At 61.2% G+C, this 18,239-nt stretch carries 16 protein-coding genes; 12 read left to right on the forward strand and 4 right to left on the reverse strand.

From position 1 onward, the window contains the following. Positions 1-184: 184 nt before the first annotated feature. The gene (locus J3D60_RS27040) at positions 185-2,521 is read left to right on the forward strand and encodes a bifunctional diguanylate cyclase/phosphodiesterase (protein WP_253494045.1); all 2,337 of its coding nucleotides are present in this window, start codon (positions 185-187) and stop codon (positions 2,519-2,521) included. Between the two features lie 105 nt (positions 2,522-2,626). Here the strand turns inward: J3D60_RS27040 and J3D60_RS27045 are convergent, their stop codons facing one another. Both J3D60_RS27045 and J3D60_RS27050 read right to left on the reverse strand, forming a co-directional pair. After that, entirely contained in the window at positions 2,627-5,044 is a 2,418-nt protein-coding gene (locus tag J3D60_RS27045) for a glucose/quinate/shikimate family membrane-bound PQQ-dependent dehydrogenase (RefSeq protein ID WP_253493416.1), read from the reverse strand. 383 nt (positions 5,045-5,427) lie between these two features. Continuing rightward, positions 5,428-7,446 carry a TonB-dependent receptor gene (locus tag J3D60_RS27050; protein WP_253493417.1) on the reverse strand — a complete coding sequence of 673 codons (2,019 nt, stop codon included), beginning with the start codon at positions 7,444-7,446 and terminating at the stop codon, positions 5,428-5,430. A 149-nt stretch (positions 7,447-7,595) separates the two neighbouring features. Here J3D60_RS27050 and J3D60_RS27055 point away from each other — a divergent pair, with 149 nt between their 5' ends. The 11 genes from J3D60_RS27055 to J3D60_RS27105 all read left to right on the forward strand — a co-directional run bounded on the left by J3D60_RS27055 (position 7,596) and on the right by J3D60_RS27105 (position 16,687). After that, positions 7,596-7,829: a VF530 family DNA-binding protein gene (locus J3D60_RS27055; protein WP_027604640.1), complete on the forward strand. Its 234-nt coding sequence runs from the start codon at positions 7,596-7,598 to the stop codon at positions 7,827-7,829. A gap of 4 nt (positions 7,830-7,833) precedes the next feature. Continuing rightward, the gene (locus tag J3D60_RS27060) at positions 7,834-8,460 is read left to right on the forward strand and encodes a Pr6Pr family membrane protein (RefSeq protein ID WP_065938651.1); all 627 of its coding nucleotides are present in this window, start codon (positions 7,834-7,836) and stop codon (positions 8,458-8,460) included. A 492-nt stretch (positions 8,461-8,952) separates the two neighbouring features. After that, entirely contained in the window at positions 8,953-9,462 is a 510-nt protein-coding gene (locus tag J3D60_RS27065; protein WP_065926573.1) for a fimbrial protein, read from the forward strand. 50 nt (positions 9,463-9,512) lie between these two features. Next, complete coding sequence (locus tag J3D60_RS27070) at positions 9,513-10,073, forward strand: fimbrial protein (RefSeq protein WP_092487319.1); 561 nt, start codon at positions 9,513-9,515, stop codon at positions 10,071-10,073. Positions 10,074-10,092: 19 nt separating this feature from the next. Then, entirely contained in the window at positions 10,093-12,696 is a 2,604-nt protein-coding gene (locus J3D60_RS27075; protein ID WP_253493419.1) for an outer membrane usher protein, read from the forward strand. Continuing rightward, positions 12,693-13,454, forward strand: a complete 762-nt coding sequence (locus J3D60_RS27080; RefSeq protein WP_065926571.1) for a fimbria/pilus periplasmic chaperone — start codon at positions 12,693-12,695, stop codon at positions 13,452-13,454. Before J3D60_RS27075 ends, J3D60_RS27080 begins: the two co-directional genes overlap by 4 nt. Before the next feature lie 22 nt (positions 13,455-13,476). Next, positions 13,477-14,058 (forward strand): fimbrial protein, encoded by a 582-nt coding sequence (locus J3D60_RS27085; protein WP_065938653.1) that lies wholly within the window; start codon positions 13,477-13,479, stop codon positions 14,056-14,058. Between the two features lie 10 nt (positions 14,059-14,068). Further along, a complete protein-coding gene (locus J3D60_RS27090) occupies positions 14,069-14,563 on the forward strand; it encodes a fimbrial protein (RefSeq protein ID WP_253493421.1) in 495 nt (164 codons plus the stop codon). Between the two features lie 13 nt (positions 14,564-14,576). Further along, positions 14,577-15,056 carry a fimbrial protein gene (locus J3D60_RS27095; protein ID WP_065926568.1) on the forward strand — a complete coding sequence of 160 codons (480 nt, stop codon included), beginning with the start codon at positions 14,577-14,579 and terminating at the stop codon, positions 15,054-15,056. 9 nt (positions 15,057-15,065) lie between these two features. Next, positions 15,066-15,614, forward strand: coding sequence for a fimbrial protein (locus tag J3D60_RS27100; RefSeq protein WP_253493423.1), 549 nt, complete (start codon positions 15,066-15,068; stop codon positions 15,612-15,614). A 125-nt stretch (positions 15,615-15,739) separates the two neighbouring features. After that, positions 15,740-16,687 carry a fimbrial protein gene (locus J3D60_RS27105; RefSeq protein WP_253493425.1) on the forward strand — a complete coding sequence of 316 codons (948 nt, stop codon included), beginning with the start codon at positions 15,740-15,742 and terminating at the stop codon, positions 16,685-16,687. Positions 16,688-16,690: 3 nt separating this feature from the next. Here the strand turns inward: J3D60_RS27105 and J3D60_RS27110 are convergent, their stop codons facing one another. Then, on the reverse strand, positions 16,691-17,458 hold the full coding sequence (locus J3D60_RS27110) for a siderophore-interacting protein (protein ID WP_065938657.1): 768 nt from the start codon (positions 17,456-17,458) through the stop codon (positions 16,691-16,693). Next, positions 17,455-18,003: a PadR family transcriptional regulator gene (locus tag J3D60_RS27115; RefSeq protein ID WP_065938658.1), complete on the reverse strand. Its 549-nt coding sequence runs from the start codon at positions 18,001-18,003 to the stop codon at positions 17,455-17,457. Before J3D60_RS27115 ends, J3D60_RS27110 begins: the two co-directional genes overlap by 4 nt. Between the last annotated feature and the right edge of the window lie 236 nt (positions 18,004-18,239).

An 18,239-nucleotide genomic window follows, 5' to 3' on the forward strand; every position in this document is an offset into this window, starting at 1 on the left:
GCCAATAAAATGACAGTTAAATCCCCGGTTTTATTCGGTGCGCTTCTGCGCGGTCCCAGCTAATCTGCTAAAACAAAAAGTCCAGTCTAAATGGATGTTTTTTTGACAGCAGGTCAGGGCGCAAGGAATGCACATGACTAAGGGACGCGGCGGCGAGCGGCGAACGCTGCCGGAGGGCACTGCCATGACATGGCGCCATACCTTTCAAACCCGTATTGCCGGGGTGTTGGCGCTGTTGCTGCTGGTGGTGGTCGCCGCCACCTATTTCGCTGTCAAGAGCGCCACCCGCCGTGCCGTGGAGAACCAGGCACAAGTCCAACTGAAAACCGGAACCCAGGTATTCGAGCGTCTGCTGGACCTGCGCGGGCGGCGCCTGCAATACGGGCTCGACTGGCTCGCCGGCGATGGTCCGTTCAAGCAGGCCGTGGCCGAGGGCAAGCCTGCGCCGATCCTGGCGGCACTGCGGCGCCACGGCACCGGCATCCGTTCCAGCGAAGTGTTTGTGCTGGGCCTGGATGGCAAGGTCATGGTCAGCACACTTCCTATCCTCACCCGCGGCCAGCCGTTCCCCTATGACGCCGCCTTGCGCCATGCGCGGCGCAATGGCCTGCACATGGTGATCGTGGCCCTGGATGGGCGGCCTTACCTGCTGGTGCAGGATGAAGTGCGCGACCCGTTGCCCATCGCGCGCATCGTGATGGGCTTTGCCATGGACCAACTGTTCGCCTATGAACTGCGCTCCATGAGCAACCTGGAAGTGTCGTTTCTCAGTGTGCAGGACGGCACGCCCGGCCCGCTGTTCAGCACCCAGCCCGACGCGTACCGGGCCACCGCCCTCAGCCTGCTGCACGACGCTCCGCTCAACCCTGAGGCACAGATCCATGGGTTCCACGGTCAGCGCGTGCTCAGCCGCGTGCTTCCATTGGCCAATACCGGCGACGGCGATGACGTGCGCGTATTGCTGCAAAGCCCGCTGGACCATGCGCTGGAATCCTTTGCGCCGCTGGACCGGCAGTTTCTCGGGATTGCCCTTGCGGTGCTGCTGGTGTCGTTGGCCGGCGCGTTGTTCCTGGCGCGGCGGGTCTCGCGCCCGCTCAACGCCCTCGTGGAAGCGGCGGGGCGCATCGGCGCCGGTGATTACCGCACGCCGGTGCGGGTACGCAGCCACGATGAGTTCGGTTTGCTGGCCCGCGCCTTCAATGCCATGCAAAGCGGCATCGCCGTGCGCGAACGGCAACTGGCCCATAACGCCCTGCATGATCCGCTCACCGGCCTGCCCAACCGTGCCCTGGCCATGGAGCGCCTGGGCAGTGCGATCAGTGCACGACGGCCGGTGGTATTGCTGTACCTGGGCATCGAGAACTACCGGGTGATCAACGAAGGCTTCGGTCCGGAGGGGGTCGAGGACATGCTGCGCGAAGCCAGCCGCTGCCTGTCCATGAGCCTGCTGGCCAGCGACACGGCGGCGCGCATCACCGGCAGCGAGTTTTTGCTGTTGCTGGAAAATACCGAGATCGATCGCGCCGTGGCCCGCGCCGACCGCCTCTACGCGCTGCTTACCGAGCCCCAGCGCATCGGCAATGATGAAGTGCGCCACGAAGTCAGCATCGGCATCGCCGCCTACCCCACCGATGGCCAGCAGGTGGAAGAGTTGATCAGTCGCGCCGCCATCGCCCGCCACGATGCGGCGACGCTGCCGGGTTATCTGCAGATCTACCAGCAGGACCGCGACCTCGCCCACCAGCGCCAGATCACCCTGATCCGCGACCTGCGCCGGGCCGTCGTCGAAGGCGAGCTGTACCTGTGCTACCAGCCCAAACTCGACCTCAAGCATGGCGAGGTGTGCCAGGCCGAAGCCCTGCTGCGCTGGCAGCATCCCACCCTGGGGCTGGTGTCGCCCGCCGAGTTCATCCCCCTGGCCGAGCGCACCGGCAGCATGGGCGGCCTGACCCTGTGGGTGATCGAAGAAGCTATCCGCCAGATCGGCGAGTGGTCGCAGCGCGGCATGCACATTCAATTGTCGGTGAACATCTCGGTGGATGACCTGGCCGATGACGACCTGGCGATCCGCGTCAGCACCTTGCTGATGCAGTACGGCGTGGCGGCCCGGCAGCTGATTTTCGAAATCACCGAAAGTGCGATCATGCACAACCCGCAACAAGCCTTGAGCGTGCTGGAGCAACTGCGCGGCTGCGGCATCAGCCTGTCGGTGGATGACTTCGGCACCGGCTATTCCTCCCTGGCGCAACTGCAGCGCCTGCCGGTGCAGGAGTTGAAGATCGATCAATCCTTCGTGCGCAACCTCGACAGCACCAGCGGCGACGGCGTGATCGTGCGTTCGACCATCGAAATGAGCCACAACCTGGGGCTCAAGGTGGTGGCCGAAGGTGTGGAATTCGAGCCCAGCCTCAAGCTGCTCAAGCAGTGGAACTGCGATACGGCCCAGGGCTACTTGATCAGCCGTCCGCTCAATGCCATGGCGTTCGAGTTGTGGATGCGGCGGGAACGCAAGCCGCTCTGAAGCACCGCATAATCCAACACCGCGCAAATCCGCAGCTGCTATGGAAGGCACAAAAAAGGCGGCTACCTGTGAGGGTAGCCGCCTTGGTTTTGCCGCCGATAAAGCTTAATCCGGCAGTTTGAACGCCATCACGTAGTCACCCTGCTTGGTCCCCAGGGAACCATGACCACCCGCCATGACCAGCACGTACTGCTTGCCGTCCTTGCCGGTATAGGTCATCGGGGTGGTTTGCGCGCCGGCGGGCAGGCGGCCTTCCCACAACTGCTTGCCGTTTTTCACGTCATAGGCACGCAGGTACTGGTCGAGGGTACCGCTGAGGAACGACACGCCACCGGCTGTGGTGAAGGTGCCGCCCAGGCTCGGTACGCCCATGGTCAGGGGAACCGGAACCGGCGAGCTGTCACGCACAGTGCCGTTCTTGTGCATCCAGATGGTCTGGTGGGTGGTCAGGTCGACCGCGGCCACGTAACCCCACGCCGGTGCCTGGCACGGCAGGCCCAGAGGCGACAGCAGTGCTTCGAGGATTACGCCGTACGGCGCGCCTTTGTTCGGCTGCACGCCCTGGGTTTCGCTGACGCGCGGGCCTCGCTTGGCGATATCGGCCGCCGGGATCAGCTTGGATTTGAACGCCATGTAGCTCGGGTTCACGAAGGCGATCTGGCGTACCGGGTCGACGGAAATGCCGCCCCAGTCGAACACGCCGAAGTTACCTGGGTAAACGATCGAACCTTGCAGCGATGGCGGGGTGAACGGGCCGTCGTAGCGCATGGATTTGAAATCGATGCGGCACAGCATCTGGTCGAACGGCGTCACGCCCCACATGTCACGCTCTTTCAGCGGCGGTGGCATGAAGTTCAGCTCGGACTTCGGTTGGGTCGGGGAAGTACGGTCGCCCGCGACAGCGCCCTGGGGCACGGCCACTTCGTGGATCGGCACCACCGGCTGGCCGGTGGCGCGGTCCAGCACGTAGATGCTGCCTTGCTTGGTCGACGCCATCACCGCCTGCTTCACGCCGGCTTCGGTCTTGATGTCGATCAGCGACGGCTGGCCGCCGACGTCCATGTCCCACAGGTCATGGTGAGTGAACTGGAAGGTCCACTTCACGTGGCCGCTGTCGATGTCCAGGGCGGTCAGGCCCGCAGCGTATTTCTCGGAATCGTCGGTACGGTCGCCGCCGTACTGGTCGGGCATCTGGTTGCCCATCGGCAGGTAGAGCATGCCGAGTTTTTCATCCACGGCGAACATGGACCACATGTTCGGCGAGTTGCGGGTGTAGGTCTTGCCTTCGGCCAACGGGGTGGTGTCGTCCGGGTTGCCGCTGTCCCAGTTCCACACCAGCTTGCCGGTGTGTACGTCGAACGCGCGGATCACGCCGCTGGGCTCGTCGGTGGAGACGTTATCGGTGACGTGGCCACCAATCACCACCAGGTTTTTGGTCACGGCCGGTGGCGAAGTGGAGTAGTAACCACCCGGGGCAAAGCTGCCGATGTTGGCACGCAGGTCGACCTGGCCTTTGTCACCGAAGTCTTCGCACATCTTGCCGGTGTCGGCGTTCAGGGCGATCAGGCGGGTGTCGGCGGTCGGCACGAAGATGCGTTTCGGGCAGGCATTCGGCGCGGCGGCCGGGCTGGCGCTGCCGGTCGGGCTCTGCTCGGAAGCGTAGGCGGCGTCATCGTGATACGACACGCCACGGCAGGTCATGTGCGCCCACCCCTTGAAGTTCTCGGCACCCTGGCTGCTGATCTTCGGATCGAAGCGCCAGATTTCCTTGCCGGTGTCCGGGTCCAGCGCAATCACCTGGCTGTGGGGCGTGCACACGTAAAGCATGCCGTTGACTTTCAGCGGGGTGTTTTCCGCGGTGGTCTCGCCTGGATCGTTCGGGCCGGGGATGTCGCCGGTGCGATAGGTCCATGCCGGTACCAGCTTGTGCGCGTTTTCCGGAGTGATCTGCGCCAACGGCGAGTAACGATCACCGTAGGCCGAGCGGCCGTAGGAGTTCCAGTCGCCATCGGCCTGGGACGGTGCAGCGCTGGCCATGCCCGGTACCGCGTCGCGGTCCAGTTGGCCGGTCTTGACCATTTCACCGGGGTTGGTGAATTGGCTGGCCAGGGCGGTTGCACCGGCCAGCACCACGGCCACGCTCAGCGCGCCAGTGCCCAGCGGGGCAGGTTGGCCGCGCAGCAACGGACGGCGAAACCACGGGAGCAGCATGACGATGCCCAGGGCGAACAGCAGCGCCAGGCGCGGCACCAGCTGCCACCAATCCAGGCCGACTTCCCACAGGGCCCATACGGTGCTGGCGAACAGCACCAGCGCGTACAACCCGAGCGCGGCGCGGCGGGTGGCCAGTAGCAGCAGGCCGGTCAGGGTGATGCCGATACCGGCCAGCAGGTAGTACAGCGACCCGCCGAGCAGGCTCAGCTTGACGCCGCCAGCCAGCAAGGCCAGGCCCATGATCAGCAGCAAGATCCCGAGCAGCCTGGGCAGCAGGCGGCTTGGGCTCGAAGCACCATCAGTGCTCATAGTGTGTTTCTCCGTGACGTTGGAATAATTGTGTAACCCCGTGCTTCATTCACTGTAGATGACGATTCGGCACAGGCTTGGTTCAGCGTTAATTCGGTTTTTTCGGGGAAAGCGGGGGTTATCCACAGGCAGGTGATTTATCCCCAGGCGCAGGTCGATGTAAGACAGCGCTGTCTTGGCGGGCAGGAATAATCAGCAAGATAGGATCGACCGAGGGAGTGAAACGTTTCAGTTTATTGCCGACAAGGATAAAGCGCGGACGCGCCGAGAGAAAGCGCAAATCGCAAGATGCATCATTTCCGATTTGGTAACAGTGACAGATCGTCGCTGCCAAATGACGGTGGGAGGGGCAAGCCTCCTCCCACATGGGCATTTCAGTGTATTTAGAAGGTGGTGCGGATGCCCAATTGCACACTGCGCCCCGGTGCCGGCGCGATATCGCGCAGGATCGAGCTGGCATAGCGCACGGTCTGGTTGGTCAGGTTTTCACCGTTCACAAACGCCAACCATTGACTGCCGCCGACATTGAAGCGATAGCCGGCGCTCGCGCCCAGGGTGGTGTAGCCATCGGTACCGCTCTCGTTATCCGGCACACGCCCTTGCCCGGCCGCGTGCTCGACGTCGATGCGCGCCTGCCAGCGATCCAGTTCCCACAGCAGGCCGCTGTTCAAGCGCAGCGGCGCGATGCGTGGCAAGGCTTCGCCGGTGTCCAGGTTGGTGGCGCGGGTGTAGTCGCCTGACAGCTCCAGCGCGAACTTACCGTAGGCGCCTTCACCGAGCTTCCAATGATCCTGGGCCTCGAAGCCGGTGAAACGTGCGCGCACACCGGAGTATTCGTACTCGGGGATGCCGCCAGCGTCTTCTTCGCCTTCGTCGTTCAGCGTACGACCGGTGCCCAGCAAACCGATGTAATTGGAGAAGTGGCTGTAGAACACGCCGAAGCTGCCCTTGTGGGTGCCGGTGTCAAAGCGCAGGGCCAGGTCGCTGGACACGGCTTTCTCTTTCTTTAAATGGGCGTCGCCCAACTCATAGGTGCCGGTGGCGACGTGGGCACCGTTGGCGTACAGCTCGTAGAAGGTCGGTGCGCGCTCGGTGTAGCCCAGGGTCGCGGCCACGGACCAGATCGGCGTGAGGGTATACACCGCGCCCGACGACAGGCTGCCGGCGGTGAAGTGGTTGCTCCTGTCGGCGCCGGCGAAGCGTTCGTTGCCCTTGGCGTCGGGGTCGATGCGGGTGTGTTCCAGGCGCCCGCCGAGGCTGAGTTTCAGGCGGTCGGTGGCCTGCATTTCTTCGAGGATAAACAGCGCGCCGGCGTTGGTGTCGGTCTGCGGCACGAAGGCTTCTTCGCCCAAGGCCGAGAACTCGTTGCGCGTCACCTGCGCACCGACCACGCCGTCGAATGGGCCGAGCGGCTGGTGACGGGCTTCGACGCGGGCTTCGTAGCCCTTGTTCTTGAAGACCGTACCGGTTTCGCCGCCTTCGATTTCGCGGTGCTCGTAGTCGGTGTAGCCGGCGTCGACCTTGACCGAGGTAAACGGGCCTTGCAGGTTGCGGATTTCGGACGCAAACCCGTAGTGATCCTGCTGCATGCGGATGCGCACATCCTGCTCTGCCGGGGAGCCGTAGTTGCTGTCGTAGTTGCTGTAGGACAGCCCGGCGTAACCGTCGTCCCAGGTGTAAGAGCCGCCTACCGCGCCGCCGTCCTGGCGCCCGTCGCTGTTGCCCAGGCGGCCGTTCCTGCCGGGTGCGTCGTCGCTGTCCGGGGCGTGGCGGCTGCGGGCCTGGCCGGGGATTTTCAGGTCGTTGAATTCCCGCGCGTTGGCATCCAGGTGCAAGGCGAAGGTGCCATTGCCGGCTTCCAGCTTGCCCGCACTGCTGCGCGTGGTGTCGGCGCCGCCGTAACGCAGTTCACCGGCGCCGTGGATGCCCTCGATGGCTTCGGTGGGGATGCGGTTGTCGAAGGTGTTGACCACGCCACCGATGGCGCTGCCGCCGTACAACAGCGCTGCCGGGCCGCGTACGATTTCGATGCGTTCGACATTCACCGGGTCCAGCGGCACCGCATGGTCGTAGGACAGTGACGAGGCATCCAACGCCCCCACGCCATTGCGCAGGATGCGAATGCGGTCGCCGTCCTGGCCCCGGATGATCGGCCGGCTGGCGCCCGGGCCAAAGTACGAAGACGACACGCCCGGCTGCTTGTTGAGGGTTTCGCCGAGGCTGCCTTTTTGTTGCAGGGTCAGCTCATCGCCCTCCAGCACGGTGGTCGGCGAGGCGAGTTGCTCGCTGCCCAGCGGGTTGCCGGTGATGACTTGGGGTTGCAGTTCCAGGGCGTGGGCTTCCGAGCTGATCAACAGGGCGGCGGCGAGGGGCGACAAGCGCCACAGGGAGGAGAGGGACATCGGACATTCCTTGGCAAAACGACGAAAAGATTTGAGATTTATGGTTACAATATAACATCTCTTTTTTGCCGGGAGCGGGAACTTTTTTTACCTGCCAGGGCGGAGTGATAAGGTGTGCGCCTTCGTGAGCACTTTTTCATAGGCCCGGCATGACCGCGACAAACAACGACCCCCTCCACGGCGTGACCCTGCAACACGTCCTCACCACCCTGGTGGAACACTACGAATGGGCAGGCCTGGCCGAACGCATTGATATCCGTTGCTTCAAGAGCGACCCGAGCATCAAGTCGAGCCTGACGTTCCTGCGCAAGACCCCATGGGCGCGGGAGAAGGTCGAAGGCTTGTACGTCAAGCTGATGCGCACCAAACGCCCGCTGGATTGACCTCATGAAGCGGTATGTGGCGGCAGCGGCGCTGGCCGGTTGGGTGGGCCTGGCGATTCAGCAACACCTGATTTTCTATTCGCGCTGGGAGTCCGGCGCCAGCCTGCTCGGCGGGCTGATCAACTTCTTCAGTTTCTTCACGGTGCTGACCAATACCCTGGCAGCGGTGGTGCTGAGTTATGCGTGGGTGAAGCGCGATTCTGCAGCCAGGCGGTTTTTCCTCGCCCCCGGCGTCAGCAGCGGCATCGCCGTCAGCATCGTGGTGGTCGGCTTGGCCTACAGCCTGTTGCTGCGGCATCTGTGGCAGCCCGAAGGCTTTCAATGGATCGCCGATGAACTGCTGCACGACGTGATGCCGCTGCTGTTCGTGCTGTACTGGTGGCGCTGCGTGCCCAAGGGCCAGTTGCGCCTCAAGCACATTGGCCTGTGGGTCATCTACCCGCTGGTGTACTTCGGCTATGTGCTGCTGCGCGGGGATTTGCTCGGGCAGTACCAGTACCCGTTCATCGATGTCGGCACCCTGGGTTATCCACAAGTGTTTGTGAACGCCGGGGGGATCCTGCTGGGGTTCGTGCTGGTTGCCCTGGCGGCGGTCGGCCTGGACAAGACCTTGAAGTCACCCCGAATTTAACCTGTACAGATCTCTGGGCAGGGAGCAACTCCCTTCTCCCAGGCTTTAAGCCTCTTCATTCCCCCCCGCTGCGCACCGTCCATGGTTTTCCATTGAACGGTGTTTCACCACGTCGCGCACTTATCAACATGTTAGTTGATGTGCTCCAGTAAACGTTGTTATTTTTCGTTGAATGTAATCCCTCTCTTACAGTGATATCTGAAGACAAGTTTCTGCAACTAAAGCTGATGTAGTCCAATTCTTACGGGTAATTTTAAAGTTTTGGCAATTTGCCATATTTTTCCTATGTGTCCGAGTGTTGCAAGGCTACGCAATTAGAAGAACTAGCCGACTTATGTTTTTTGAAATTGGCCGGGATAATCGCCTGGCTTCAAATGAGCTGGTTTGCAATACAAGTAATTGGAATAAATAGAGGAATTCTGTGCGCCACGGCGGCGGAATCACTTAAACGACGTTTATTACTAATGTGGGCATCTATAAATGAAAGCTAAAATGAAAACCGCGCTGTTCTCTATCGGGCTGTTGGTGGGGTCGATGTCCGTTGCCCAGGCGGCGGACGGAACTGTCACGTTCTTGGGGTCGGTCCATTCGGGTGCCTGCTCTATCAAGCCTGATTCGGTCGATCAGACCATTCCCCTTGGCGCGATCGCAAAACATCAATTGCAAGCGGGCGGGAAGTCCGAGCCGCGTCGTCTGCTGATTGAACTTGAGGGCTGCGACCTGGCGGGTCTCACCGATAACACCGTGACCACCACCTTCACCGGAGCGCCATCGAGCGTTGTGCCGGGTGCGCTGGGCACCGTCGGGAGCGCGGGCAATGTGGGCATCATGATGACCCATGGCAGTAAACCCGTTGAATTGGGCGTGGCTACCACGCCGCAAGTGATTGCCGCCGGTGACAACACACTGGAGTTCGGTGCCTATGTACAAGGCGCTGCCACGGGCGACATCGTGCCAGGCGACTTCAGTGCGGTGACCAACTTCACCTTGGCTTATCAGTAAGCGTTTTCCCCCGCCACCCAGCGTGGCGGGGGAGGCTGGTGGAGGCACAGGTGAAAACATTCATAAGTCTCGCTATCTCCTCTTCTTTGGCGATGTTCATCAGCCCTGGGGTGGTTGCCCAGGAGCCTGCTCAAGGTGATGGGCTTGTCACGCTGGGAGGAGAGGTCGTCGACTCGGCCTGCGGGCTGGAGTTGGTCAGCGTCGATCAAACCATCGATATGGACCCCGAGCCCATTGGCCGCTTCCTGCGGCGCGCCAGGGGCCAGGACCAGTCCTTCCAGTTGCGCCTGGTCAATTGCACCTTGAGTCGTACCGATCCATCCCGTCCAGGGGTGACGCTGCCCGACTGGCAGCACCTTCGGGTGACGTTTGACGGCCCCACGGATAGAGGTGGTCGTTCTTTTGCGGTCTTTGGTGGCTCCCAAGGCGTTGCGCTGAATATTGAGGATTCCGCTGGCCAGTTAAGTGTTCCGGGTCAGCCGATGACTCCACATCCGTTAACGGAAGGCGATATGACGCTGCACTACACGCTTCATTTTGTCGGTAACGGATTGCCCATAGTGGCCGGAGCCCACCGTACTGCCGTGCGGTTCAAGTTGGAATATTTTTGAACGTTGATGGGTTGCTTGCATGTTAAATACAGCGAAGGTCAAAAATACGCTGCGCCCAAGCCTTTTTGGCGGGTTGATATCATTGGCAGGCACTGCACTGGCTGCTGGGGATATTGAGTTTAATACTGATGTTCTTGATCTGAGTGATCGCACTAATATTGACTTGTCTCAGTTTGCCCGCAGCGGGTTTATTCTGCCGGGCACCTATTCGATGGTCGTGCAGATCAATGCCCAGCCCATTGCTGAGCAATCGGTGGCTTTCTATCCCCCCGATAATGACCCTAAAGGCAGCCAGGCATGTTTATCGCTGGAACTTGTCGATCAATTGGGTCTCAAGGCGTCGGACGCGGCCAAACTCAAATGGTGGAAAAACGGCGAGTGCCTGGATACCGAAAGTTTGCCTGGCATGGAGGTCAGTGGCGACCTGGCCACCTCCACACTGAACATCAACCTGCCCCAGGCCTACCTCGAGTACAGCGCCATTCATTGGGATCCGCCGTCCCGGTGGGATGAGGGTGTACCGGGGCTGTTGGTTGACTACAACATGACGGCGCAGTCCAGCTATCAAAAGAATGACGGCACCCGCAACAACCTCAGTGGTAACGGAACCCTTGGCGCCAATGCCGGGGCCTGGCGCCTGAGGGCCGACTGGCAGGGGCGGATCGAGAAAGGCGTGGAGGGGGCACCCAGGGATCAACAACAGTTGGAGTGGAGTCGTTACTACGCCTATCGCGCAGTGCCTGCACTGAAGGCACGCTTGACGGTCGGAGAGGACTACCTGTACTCGGACATCTTCGACAGCTTCCGTTTTACCGGTGCTTCACTGATCTCGGATCAAAGCCAACTGCCACCCAACCTGCGCGGCTACGCACCGGAAGTCGTCGGGGTCGCCAAGACCAACGCAAAAATCATCATCAGCCAGAAGGGCCGCGTGCTGTATGAAACGCTGGTTGCCGCAGGCCCTTATCGCATTCAGGACCTCAGCGACGCCGTGAGTGGCACTCTGGATGTGCGGGTCGAGGAGCAGGATGGTTCGGTTCAGACCTTCCAGATCGATACGGCAGGCGTTCCCTACCTGACACGTCCTGGGCACGTTCGATACAAGCTGGCGACCGGGCGCCCGTCCGATCTTCAGTACGGCGCCAACGGCAGCGTTTTCGGCACCGGCGAATTCTCCTGGGGGGTCAGCAATGGCTGGTCGCTGTTTGGCGGCGGGATAACGGATAACAACTACCGCGCATTGTCTGTCGGGGTCGGTCGCGACCTGCTGGCGTTCGGCGCCGTATCGCTGGATGCCACCCAGTCCCACGCCAGTGTGTGGAACCAGACACTCTCGGGCAAATCCTACCGTCTTCAATACTCCAAGCACTTCGAGCAGTACGACAGCCAGGTCACGTTTGCCGGTTACCGGTTTTCCGAGAAAAACTACTTGAGCATGAGCGAGTACCTGGACGCCCGTCATTACGGGTTGAACGGTGAGCGCGGCGGGATCGAGCGCGGTGAATACATCGAGGGCTGGAAGCCGATTGGCGACAGCAAGGCCTTGTATACGGTGACGCTCAACAAGCAGTTTCGTGACCTTGGGGCGACCGTCTACGCCAGCTACAACAAGCAGACGTATTGGGGGCGCCCGGACACTCAGCGTTGGAACCTGTCGATGTCGCGCTACTTCAATGTGGGAACCGTCAGGAACATGAGCCTGTCCCTGAACATGTTTCGCACCCAGGAGTATGCCTACAAGGATAACGGAATGGCGCTGACGGTCAGCCTGCCGTTGGGGCGCAGCGGCACCCTGTCGCTGGACGCCAACAGGACCTCGGGTAAAGAGAGTTTCTCGACGCGCTACAGCGATCGCCTCGATGAGCGCAACAGCTACCAGCTCAATGCAAGCGACCGCTCCGCCAGCGGCTACCTGAGTCATATCGGCGACCAGGCCGACATCGATCTCAGCGCCAGCACCCAGGAAGGCAGTGGCAGGACCCTCAGCGCATCCATTCGCGGCGGTGGCACGCTCACGCCCTACGGTGCGGCGCTGCACCGAACCAATGGCACCGGTGGCACCCGCCTGATGCTCGACACCGGGGGTGTGCCCGATGTGCCTGTGCGTGGTTACGGCACATCGACCCGCACCAACGCGTTCGGCAAGGCAGTGATTTCTGATATCAGCAGCTACCAGCGTACGGCCGCCAGTGTCGACCTGGAGAACCTGCCGAGCAACGTTGAAGCCACTCAATCGGTGACCCAACTGACCCTTACCGAAGGGGCCATTGGTTATCGGTCCCTGGACGTGATTGCCGGTGAGAAGGCCATGGCTGTCCTGCGCCTGCCGGATGGCAGCGCACCGCCCTTCGGCGCGACGGTGAAGAACACAAAACAGCAGGACACCGGGATTGTGAACGACGGTGGCGCTGTTTACCTGAGCGGTATTCAGGCCGGTGAGCAAATGATCGTCAGTTGGGGCGGCATCGAACGCTGCCTGCTCACGCTGCCCGTCGCGCTGCCCGCAGACAGCTTGACCGATGCCTTGCAATTGCGCTGCCAGAGCGTAGCCACTGATCAATCCTCACCCGAGCCAGCAGCGCTGACCGGGAAGCGTACCGATACGGAGAACAACGCCTCATGATGCTCAATACGCACCCCACACTCCTGGTCTTCGCACTGCTGGCTCTGGGCCTGAGCCAGAGTGCCGGCGCCGCGGTTGGCCTGGACCGAACCCGGGTGATTTTTGACGGTGGCAAGGATGCGACCAGCGTGAATATCACCAATAACAACACCCAACTGCCGTACCTGGCCCAAGGCTGGATCGAGGACGAGGAGGGCAACAAGATCACCTCGCCCTTGATCGTGCTGCCGCCGGTTCAACGCTTGGAGCCCGGCAAGCAAAGCCAGGTGAAAGTGCAGGCGTTGCCGGCGGCCAAGTCGTTACCGCAGGATCGCGAGACGGTCTACTACTTCAACCTGCGGGAGATTCCACCGCGCAGCGACAAATCCAACACCCTGCAAATCGCGCTGCAGACCCGGATTAAATTGTTCTACCGACCGCAGGCCATCGCTCCCAGCCAGCAAGACCTGTCCAACCCCTGGCAGGAAAAGCTGACCCTGACCCGCCAGGGCGACCGTTACCAGGTGAACAACCCTACGCCTTACTACGTGTCTCTGGTGGATGCTCGCAGCAGCAAAGACGGCAAGACCGTGCCGGGTTTCGAGCCCGTGATGATCCCGCCTAAAGGCACGCAAACCCTCGGGCCGACGGCCAAGGCGCTGGGCAATTCACCCTACCTGGCCTACGTGAATGACTACGGCGGGCGTCCATTACTGGCGTTCACCTGCACGGGCGAAACATGCAAGGTGAACTTGCAAGTCTCGACGCCTAATGAGTAGCAGCCTGCAGCGGGAGAGCGTCATGAAGTTGCACAACGTGAAAGTCCTGGGCTGTGTGTTACTGGTCCTGGCAACGCGCGCGGGCGCCGAGGATGACGATGGAATCGATGGCCAGCGTGGCCGGTTGAACGTTTCCGGATCCATGCATGAGTCCCCTTGCACGCTGGAGATGACATCGCTGCATCAAACGGTCGACTTGGGCGCCGTGTCTGCCAGTCAGCTGCAACGACCTGGCGATCAGGCCCCATCGAAGCCGTTTCAACTGCGTTTTCAGGATTGCCAGCGCACCGCAGGCAGTATCCGCAGCGAACGTACCGGGAACCTGGCATGGAGCGCTCACCAACCGGTGTTGTCGGTGACGTTTGTTGCCCCTGCCGATGCCGACGACCCACGACTGGTCAAAGTGCAAGGCATCACCGGGATGGGACTGCGGTTGACCGATGCCCTGGGACGCGATGTACAGCTGGGTTCCAGGGGCGAACCGTTGTATCTGAGCGAGGGCAGCACGACCCAGACGTGGAATGTTCAACCCACGCGTACCGCCGCGCCGTTGACCAGCGGAGCGTTTCGGGCGGTGGTGGATTTCAGGCTCAGTTATGAGTAAGGGCAGAACAATGGCTAAGTCAGTCGGCTCGCGGGCCATTCTTATCGCGGGGGGCCTGTTGTGGGCGGTCAGTCAAGGCGCGCAGGCCGAGACCAGCCTGATCATCCGCGCAGTCATCATTGCGCCTCCGCCCTGCGTCATCAATGGCGGCGGTACGCTCAATGTGCCTTTTGGCAATGACCTTCTTACGTCACGGATCGACGGGGTCAACTACCGTCGCAACGTGCCTTACACCGTCACCTGTGACGCCCCGTTCAGTAACGCGATGACCCTTCAGCTCAGGGGGACCGGGGCTTCTTTCGATGGGCGTGTGCTCTCGACCCGCAACCCGGACCTGGGGGTCAAGCTGTCGCTCAATGGCACTGACTGGGCGCTGAATTCGAGCGTGAATTTTACCTATCCGAACTTTCCCGTGGTGCAGGCGGTGCCTGTCAAGCGCGCGGGCAGCCGGCTGGTGGGAGGCGCATTCGATGCTGCCGCCACCTTCGTGATCGATTACCAGTGATGAGGAGCGCGCAATGACATGCTGGCAGCAGCGAGCCTTGCTCGCTTTGTGTTCCATCGGCCTCTGCCATAGTGCGTCGGCCAACGTAACGTTCAGCGGAACGCTTAACGAGCCCCCGCCCTGCACCATCGATGCGGGCAACAAGATTGAAGTCGACTTTGGGGATGTGGGGGTCAAGCGGGTCGATGGGGTGAAATATCGCCGGGGGGTGGGTTACACCATCAATTGTGGCGTCGACACGCTCCCGTGGGTACTCAAGTTGAGTGTCAACGGTACCCCCACGACGTTCGACGGCGCGGCATTGCAGACCAGTGCACCTGACCTGGGTATTCGGATATTCCAAAACAACCTGCCGTTTCGACTCAATACGCCACTGGACATCACCCTGTCTTCCCCGCCGGTATTGGAAGTCGTGCCGGTCAAACAGCCCGGTGCAACGCTTGCCCCCGCCAGGTTTACCGCGGTGGCGACGTTGTTGGCCGAGTACCAGTAGGAGTTGGATATGGGACATGAAACTGTTCATAGGGCCAGGCTGTACGCCGTGCTGGCGTGCCTGCCGGCCCTCGGCCTGACCTGCGAAGCACACGCGGCGGATAACCTGAATTTCAAGGGCAACCTGGTTGAAGAAGCCTGCACCATCCGCCCGGGTGACGAGGCCATCAGCCTGGAACTCTGGGACCTGACCAGCAAGCACCTCTACATCAATACGCGTTCGGTGGGCAAAGGTTTCAAGCTGCACCTGGAGGACTGCGACACCACCATCGGCGACACGGTGACCATCACGTTCGGCGGCGTAGAAAACCGGGAGCTTCCAGGGTTGCTTGCACTCGATGGTGGAAGCGGCGCCTCCGGTATCGGGATCGGTATAGAGACGCCGGGTAACAAGCCCTTGCCGCTGAATAAAACCAGCGACGAACAGGTACTGAGTAATGGCAGCAATGTCATCGAACTCAAAGCCTACGTGCAAGGGGAGCCGACGGCCATCAGGGACCAGACCATAGGGCACGGCAGCTATACCGCGACCTCTACTTTTACGCTGGACTATCCGTAGTCGTGAGCCGTCATTGACCGGCTGAAAACAGCATTGGACAAACTTCACATCTCTCCTGGGCGGCTTAAGGTACGAACTCCGCGTTCGCAGGCCAACGCCTGGTGGAGGAGCAACGAGAGATCAAAATGAAACGATTCTATGGAGCCATTGCACTGCTTGCCTTGATGGGTGCAACTGCCACCGTGAAGGCCGCAGAGTGCCGTGTGAATGGCGGGCCGTGGGGGTGGTCCCTGCAGGTCCCGGTGACCGTGACCTTGGCGGCGGATCGTACGCGGATCCTGTTGGAAGGCGCCAGGCTGGAATGCCGATACAGCGCCGGGCATGGCCCAAGTTGGGGGGAGGATTACTGGGCAACGGGGAATGGCACGAATACCCCTTGGGCGCCCGGCCCCAAGTTTGCGAGCGAAAGGACGGGGCTACGAATTAACGGGGCTTTTCACAACACCCCGATCCCGAGCGGTATACGGTTGGCAACGATGCCCAACAATGGGATTGCTTACCCGATCAATGTCACGCCATTTATTCTGGTGCGCAACAGTCCGTCTAATCCGATCAATGTTCGAATAGGGGACAACCTGGGCTTGCTCCATCTCACCGCTTCGAACAACTACGACGCTACCCGGCCTGAACTGGTGGTCACCTACACCGCCGCCAACAACTTCGACATCTCGCCATCCACCTGCACGATCAACAACAACAACCCGATCGAGATCAACTTTGGCAACGTACACCAACGGGCGATAGGCACCGATCCGCTGACGACCTCCATCCGCAGCAACCGCCGGCTCACCTACTCATGCCCGGACGGAGGGATTACCACGCCAATCACCATCACCTACAAAGGCACCGCCTCGTCGTTCGACACGCGCCTGCTGCGCATGACCAACCCGGACGTGGGCACCGCCCTGGTTCGTGGCGCAAGCGCGGTTCAAGTCGGTGGTTCATTCCTGACCCAAATCACCAACAGTGTGGGGGGCGACGATGTGACGTTTTCTCTCGTACGGCGTTTCGGTTCACTGCCTGCCGCTGGGGTTGTCAGCGGCAGCGGTGTCCTCGTAATGGGTGTGCCCTGAGGCTTACTCCTCTTCGCTGCCTTCCGCACGCCAGTAACCCACCGCCTTGAGGAACGCCTCATTGACCTTGTGGGTGTCCAGCAGCACCCGGCGGACCTGGCGCGACAGCCTGGTTTCGGTGGCGACAAAGCTGTACAACGAACCGCTCGGCAGCGTCAGTTTCTGCACGGTGTCGAGCAGGTCGTCCTGGCCGCGCACGACCCATTTCACCTCCACATCGGCAGCACTTGCCAGTGCCTGCCGTTCCGCCGCATTGGCGATTTCGATCACCGCCAGCACCTTGCGCCCGGCCGGCAATTCTTCCAGGCGCCGAGCAATGGCCGGGATCGCCGTCTCATCGCCGATCAGCAAATAGCTGTCGAACATATCCGGCACGATCATCGAACCCCGTGGCCCGCCGATGTACAGGTGCTGGCCGACCTTGGCCTGTTCGGCCCAGGTGGAGGCCGGGCCGTCGCCGTGCAGCACGAAGTCGATGTCCAGTTCGCCGATGTCCAGGTCGAAGCGGCGTGGCGTGTAGTCGCGCATCGCCGGTTGCGGGCCGTCGCCCTTGATGTTGAAGGTCGGGCTTTCCAGCGCCGCTTGTTCCGCAGCGTTCTGTGGGAACAGCAGCTTGATGTGATCGTCACTGCCCAAGCTGATAAAACCGGCCAGTTCCGGGCCGCCCAGGGTGATGCGGCGCATGCGCGGGGTGAGGTCGACTACCCGCAATACTTCAAGGCGGCGGCGTTTGATTTCGTGGGTCACGCGGTGGATGGCTTGCGTATTCATTGGGCTGTCCCGTCGGCAATGGCTTGGGCGGCGCCGTTGAGCAGCGCCGCGACACGAACGATTTCTTCCGGGCTCCAGCGCCCGTGGTGCGAATGCAAGGCATGGCGCAGGTTGTGCACGGCCTCGTGGATTTCCGCAGGGCGGTCATGACCGCGCAGCGAGCGTTTGCTCACGTCCATGCGCAGGCGAATGCCGTCGAGGGCCACTGCCTGTTCGCTTAGGAAGAGACGACCGGCCTCGGTGATTGTGTAGCGTTTTTTTCCACCTTCGGCGTCGCCGGCGATCAATTCGCTTTCTTCCAGGAAAGTCAGCGTGGGGTAGATCACCCCGGGGCTGGGGCTGTAGGCGCCGTCGAACAGGGTTTCGATGCGGCGGATCAAGTCATAGCCGTGGCACGGCTGCTCGGCAATCAGCGCGGGCAGCAGCAGTTTCAGATCACCCGGTGCGAAGACACGCGGGCCACGCCCACCGCGTTCGCGGCCGGCGCGCTTTTCAAAGCCATCGTGGCGGTCACCGTGGTCTCGGTGGTGATGAGGGTCTCTCATGATGATGTTCTCCTGTCTGATTTCGATACAACTTAAGATATATCTTACGAAGGATGCAAAATCTTCTGACGAGCGGTGCCGGCAGGCGAGCGCTGCTTCGAAGGGGCGCCACGACTCACAATCCGTTCCGGCGTTACCATCATTTATTTGACAGTTAAATGGCAATTTTATGAATGTGGAATAAACTTATTAAATACGTATTTAGGTGAAACGCTTGAATAGTGGGCGTCTGCAGA

Source organism: Pseudomonas sp. S3E17 (assembly GCF_024168685.1).
Classification (GTDB): domain Bacteria; phylum Pseudomonadota; class Gammaproteobacteria; order Pseudomonadales; family Pseudomonadaceae; genus Aquipseudomonas; species Aquipseudomonas marginalis.